5 protein-coding genes are annotated in these 4,998 nt (G+C 35.2%); 1 reads left to right on the top strand and 4 read right to left on the bottom strand.

Going from position 1 to position 4,998, the window contains the following annotated elements; genetic code table 11:
• The first annotated feature begins 286 nt into the window (after positions 1–286).
• On the top strand, positions 287–1,579 hold the full coding sequence (locus VFM92_RS13620; protein ID WP_325122779.1) for a T9SS type A sorting domain-containing protein: 1,293 nt from the start codon (positions 287–289) through the stop codon (positions 1,577–1,579).
• A gap of 119 nt (positions 1,580–1,698) precedes the next feature.
• Here the strand turns inward: VFM92_RS13620 and VFM92_RS13625 are convergent, their stop codons facing one another.
• The 4 genes from VFM92_RS13625 to VFM92_RS13640 all read right to left on the bottom strand — a co-directional run bounded on the left by VFM92_RS13625 (position 1,699) and on the right by VFM92_RS13640 (position 4,805).
• Positions 1,699–2,232 (bottom strand): TlpA disulfide reductase family protein, encoded by a 534-nt coding sequence (locus tag VFM92_RS13625; RefSeq protein WP_325122780.1) that lies wholly within the window; start codon positions 2,230–2,232, stop codon positions 1,699–1,701.
• Between the two features lie 315 nt (positions 2,233–2,547).
• On the bottom strand, positions 2,548–3,027 hold the full coding sequence (locus VFM92_RS13630) for an SgcJ/EcaC family oxidoreductase (RefSeq protein WP_325122781.1): 480 nt from the start codon (positions 3,025–3,027) through the stop codon (positions 2,548–2,550).
• Between the two features lie 86 nt (positions 3,028–3,113).
• Positions 3,114–3,899 carry an SH3 domain-containing protein gene (locus VFM92_RS13635; RefSeq protein ID WP_325122782.1) on the bottom strand — a complete coding sequence of 262 codons (786 nt, stop codon included), beginning with the start codon at positions 3,897–3,899 and terminating at the stop codon, positions 3,114–3,116.
• A gap of 381 nt (positions 3,900–4,280) precedes the next feature.
• Positions 4,281–4,805, bottom strand: a complete 525-nt coding sequence (locus tag VFM92_RS13640) for an alpha/beta hydrolase family esterase (RefSeq protein ID WP_325122783.1) — start codon at positions 4,803–4,805, stop codon at positions 4,281–4,283.
• Positions 4,806–4,998: the final 193 nt, after the last annotated feature.

Raw genomic sequence — 4,998 nt, forward strand, 5'->3', positions numbered from 1 at the left:
CTTCAAAAGGATGATGAACATATGGAAATCATCTCTTTGGCTCTATTTACAAAAGATGTATCAAAGCTGTTTCATCTGTTATCAAAATTTTTTACCATTAAAAGGGATATATTATGGGGTTTTTAAGGGCTGACTAATTAACACTTTAGGAGGCGTTAATAGTAGTGGCCAGCCAGCTGGATACACCACAATCGCTTACCAAGGCACCTTTACTGATCATTTTCCTGCTATTGATTACAATCTTTATTACAGTCAGGTTCGAAGTCTAGCGGGAGGAATTGAATCTATGGCAAGCAATTTTACCAGTTCAGCTTCATCTCTAACTGACTTAAAAGCTTTAAGTGGAGATGACCTAAGTTCAATCGGAGCTTCTAGTGGGGATATGAGTAAATTTAATGGCGCTGGTTTTACTTTTGACCCAGAAAGAATGTTCGCTGCAGTAAATGAAGGGGCTGGAAATTATTTAGATATAGATGAATCCCAGCAAGAATCCTGGTTGGTTTACGCAGGAGGAACTCATTTAGCCAATATAATAGAGGATTTTAGCGGAACTGCAAGAAGCCTCGATATTACCGAAAATCCTCCAAGTTTGGGTGCTTTTGAATTTACGCCAAATACTACACCCATAGCCACACATCAAATAGGTGCCATTGCCGATCCTGGTATATCTGACTTTTATGTAGGAAATCGAAAAATAGTCTCTCTTAAGTGGAATGAAAATGGAGGAAGTCTTCCCACAAGTGTAAAAATTCATTATTATCCCGGCCATCAACCACCAGATACAGACGGATATCCCGTTTTTAACGGATATATTCAAGTGGATGCAGTTGGAGGAAGTGATTATATGTATGATATCGAGCTTGCTTACGAGCCTGCATTACTAGCGGGAATCTCTACTAATGATATCTTGCTTACGAAGAGATCCGATGAAGTGAATGATTGGTCTACCTGGCAAACTACAGTGAATACTGTTAGCAGAGTTTTTACTGTCAAAAATATTGATAATGGTTTTAGTTATTTCACCGGCACTGACCAGAACAACCCATTACCCATAAATCTTATTTCTTTTTCTGCTAAAATACTCAATGGGAAAATCGAAATCCGATGGGAAACGAATTCAGAAAAGAATAATGACCATTTTACTGTTGAAAAAAAAGATATAAATAATGACTGGCGAAAAATAGCAATTATTAAAGGGGCAAAAAATTCGAATACTATCATGAATTATTCTACTGTTGATTTAAATCCTATCGTAGGAACGCAATACTATCGTCTTAAACAGGTTGATACTGATGGTAGATTTGAATACTCATATATTGTAAGAGTAGATTATGGAACGAATAAGCGAGAAGTATTTCCTAATCCTTTCATAGACCAAATATTTATTAAATCTAAAGGTGAAAAATCAATTAAAAGAATTGAGCTCAAAAATATTATGGGTGAAAACATCAATATTTCTACTGAATATTTCCCTCAAGACAAATGGAAAATTAACGCTCCTGCTTTACAAAAAGGAACTTACATACTCTTTCTCTACTTGGAAAATAGAGTAGAAACAAGAAAATTAATGAAGCAATAAACCTTTTGTAAGATGCTATTAATTAGAGACTATACAGGAGTATAGTTACAACTTTTATATTCAGTACTAAATAATTATTAGTGATAGCTATTATTAAATTAAATATGAAATAGAAAATCTTAATTGGACTTTAGCGCGTCATCAATAACTTTTGTCAACTCTTTCTTTTCGACTGATTTAAAACTTTCATTGATGAAGACAACTTTACCAGATTTATCTAATAAGACATACTTAGGATATAATTGTTGACCAATTTCTTCTAAAAATGGTCTGGCATCTATTAGATGTAAAAAATCAAGATGCTGTTTTTCTAAAAGTTTTTCAACTTCCGGAGATGAGTCAAAGGTAATAGCAACAAAGTGTACCTCTTCTTTATATTTTTTGGCGATTTTATTTAATTCGGGAAACTTTGCAATACACGGACTGCAACTAGTGAACCACAAATCAATGAAAACTGGCTTGCCTTCAAGTTCAGATAATCCTAACTTTTCTTTCTCCAGCGTTTTAAATTTATAGTCTGGTAATTTTTTCCCCTTATATTCATAAATCTTTTCAAGGTACCCACCTTCAGATTTCTTCCATTCAAAAACTTTTATCAAGGAATCATTTCGAACAATTTCTTCTTTAATCTGAACAGCAAAAGAAGCTGTCATATTTGGAAAAACGCTTTTGTAGGTCTCCCGCCTGGACTCATTAGCATCTTCGAGCTCGTATGACCGATAATAATTACCTGATTCCACTTCTTGATAAACAATAGCAGACTGGGCGAAAACGAAAGATGTCAAACTAAGCAAGAAAATAAAGATTAGATAGCGCATAAAGCAAGATAGAAAATATTTTCAATAATCTACTGCTTTTATAGTTCCAAAGTTGCGTATAAAGTCCAAATAAGCAGTGCTAGGTCAAAGCTAGACGTTTGAAACAGATTGCATTAGCCTAAAACGGTAAGCAGCCACTTGTGCTTATCCTCAAGAATTACTGCTATAATCAACAGCTTCTATGTTTCCCTCTTCATCAACTATATGTGTTTCTTTAGCAGGAACGATATCTGTATTTTGAGCGGATGCACAACTCCAGTTTCCATTTTCCTTTTGATGCACTACAAAAGTGAAAATGGTATTTCTTGCTTGTGCATTTTTTCCATTTATGGAAGTTTGTCCTTCCAAATGAACCCTGGCATTTACAACCGCAATTTTATCGGATAAGTATTTGACTTTAGTTTTTCTTATTGACAATTCGGAATCTTTAAAAATCACTTTCAAACCGTAATCATGCGCCTTAAATATTGACTTTCGATCGTGCCACCACAAGCCTGTTACATTTATAAACTCCGCATCTTCATCAAAAATAGAAGCTAGCATTTTGGCGTCTTTAAGATTCCAGGCTTTTACAAAGGTATTTGGAATGTCCTCTGGTTTGATAATTTCCAATGATTTGAAATGAGACATAATGGATTACATTTATGATTACAACTGCAGTAAAACAAAAATAGCCACTGAATGAGTGGCTATTTTACTATTATCTAAAAAGTATTTTATTCGCTGATGGTTTCATCTGTTTCAGCAACTTCTTTATCCATTCCTACACTGTCCATTTCTTCAGTAGGTTTAGCCATTAATTCCTCTTCATCGCTATTAAGTTCTTTTAGCTCATCTCTTAAGTCTACTAAAAATTGAGAAGAGGTAAAAGCATCGTTCTCCAATATTTCTTGAATTGCTTCAGTACGTTTATCTTCGCTTTCAATTTCAAAGGCTTTTTGTGCATAAACGGCAACCGCGATGTCAACCTCGTCATCAGATAAGTCGGTACGCTTAACCCAACCTGTTGAAAACCAATTGTCTCCTTGCTTTTTCCCTTTTACTTCAACCCACTCATCTTTAGTATCCATTAAGGCCAAGACATCCATCGAACTGAAACTTTTGTCCGTTTTGGTTAATAAATCAGGACGTTTGAAAATTTGGGTTTCAGTTACGGCTGTTACGGCTGTTCCTTCTACCACAAAATCTTTCAATACCCAGCCTTGCTTTCCATCTCCCAATTCAATTTCTACGTATTCTCTATTATCTTCAGCAGAATCAACTGCAGTCTTTCCGGTCATCAACACTTTTTCTCCCAGGCTAATTGATGAAATCCATTGACCATCCGAAGATGGTTGTTCTCGGACAGAAATTCCGTCCCAAACTGATACTGCATCAACGCTCTCTGGTATTTCATTTTGAGTGGTATCTTGCTTTGATGATTCACTACTTTCGCTTCCTGAGCAAGAAGAAAATAAAGTGGCAATGACTAGGGCAATGGTTAAAATGTAATAATTTTTCATAATAGGATTTATTTGGTTTGAAATTTTAGACTAATGTAATTGATTTTAAAGTGGCAGAAAATAAAAAATTAGATTAATTTAACCACTTGGACTAACTCTTACTATATTTGCCAATTCTTTACATCTAAACCACGGTTTGCCTCAAAGGGGTAGAGAGTAATTATTATACTTCAGAATTAACTGATCATCACAATCTATTTTGCATTTTTTACTTGATGACCTCTTATCAAGAACGTATAAATTAATGGCTTTAAACGCATTAAAACACAGTCTTTAACAGTTTGCCAATGCCTTAATCCGCACCTAAATCATAAATGAACGCGCCTTTCTTTCAACTGAAATAGTCAGGATTAATAAATATCCTTTTCTTCCATATAAAATTTAATTTTTTTCAAATTGGGAAAGAAAATTCCAGACAATAGCGCTCGACTTTATATCCATATTGCCCCATGCCCCAGGCCAGGTGTGTTCTCCACCCTCCACTTTATAATGAACAACTAAACTGCTGCTATTGCCTTTTTGATACTGTATTTTTTCAACCGTACTACCATCGCTGGTATTGATATTTTCAATAGCAGAAGTATCTGCTGAAACTTTGATGTTATTATTATCCTTCCAATATTCTATTACTTGGTTAATTGGCTTTGTATAGCTAGCCCCTAAATAAGGCACTGTACTGTCGGAAGTACCATGTATTTGTAATACAGGAATGGAATGCTGTGGGTTACAGGCTGTAAAAGTCTCAGGAGTCATAGAGCCTGTAACAGAAGCTACTGCTGCTATTCTTTCGCTCAATTGACAAGCCAATAAAAAACTCATAAACCCTCCGTTTGACATTCCTGTGCTATATACTTTAGAACTATCTATAGTATAATCCGCTGAAATTGAATCAAGTAAAGCTTCAATAAAGCCTACATCATCAGTGGTACTCTTTAAGGTCCAACCACCGACATTCCAATGGGGAGTATCTCATAAACTGTGTAAGTTCTAAATCAGGGCTTACAAAACAGTTATTGAGCCTCGGAAATTTAGGGAGTGATTTTGTAAAAATCGCTACTTAAATTTCGAGGAGCCCGCGGCAGGCGCTTTTCTCAATTTG

Origin of the sequence: Marivirga sp., from assembly GCF_035704835.1 — a bacterium.
Classification (GTDB): Bacteria; Bacteroidota; Bacteroidia; order Cytophagales; family Cyclobacteriaceae; genus Marivirga.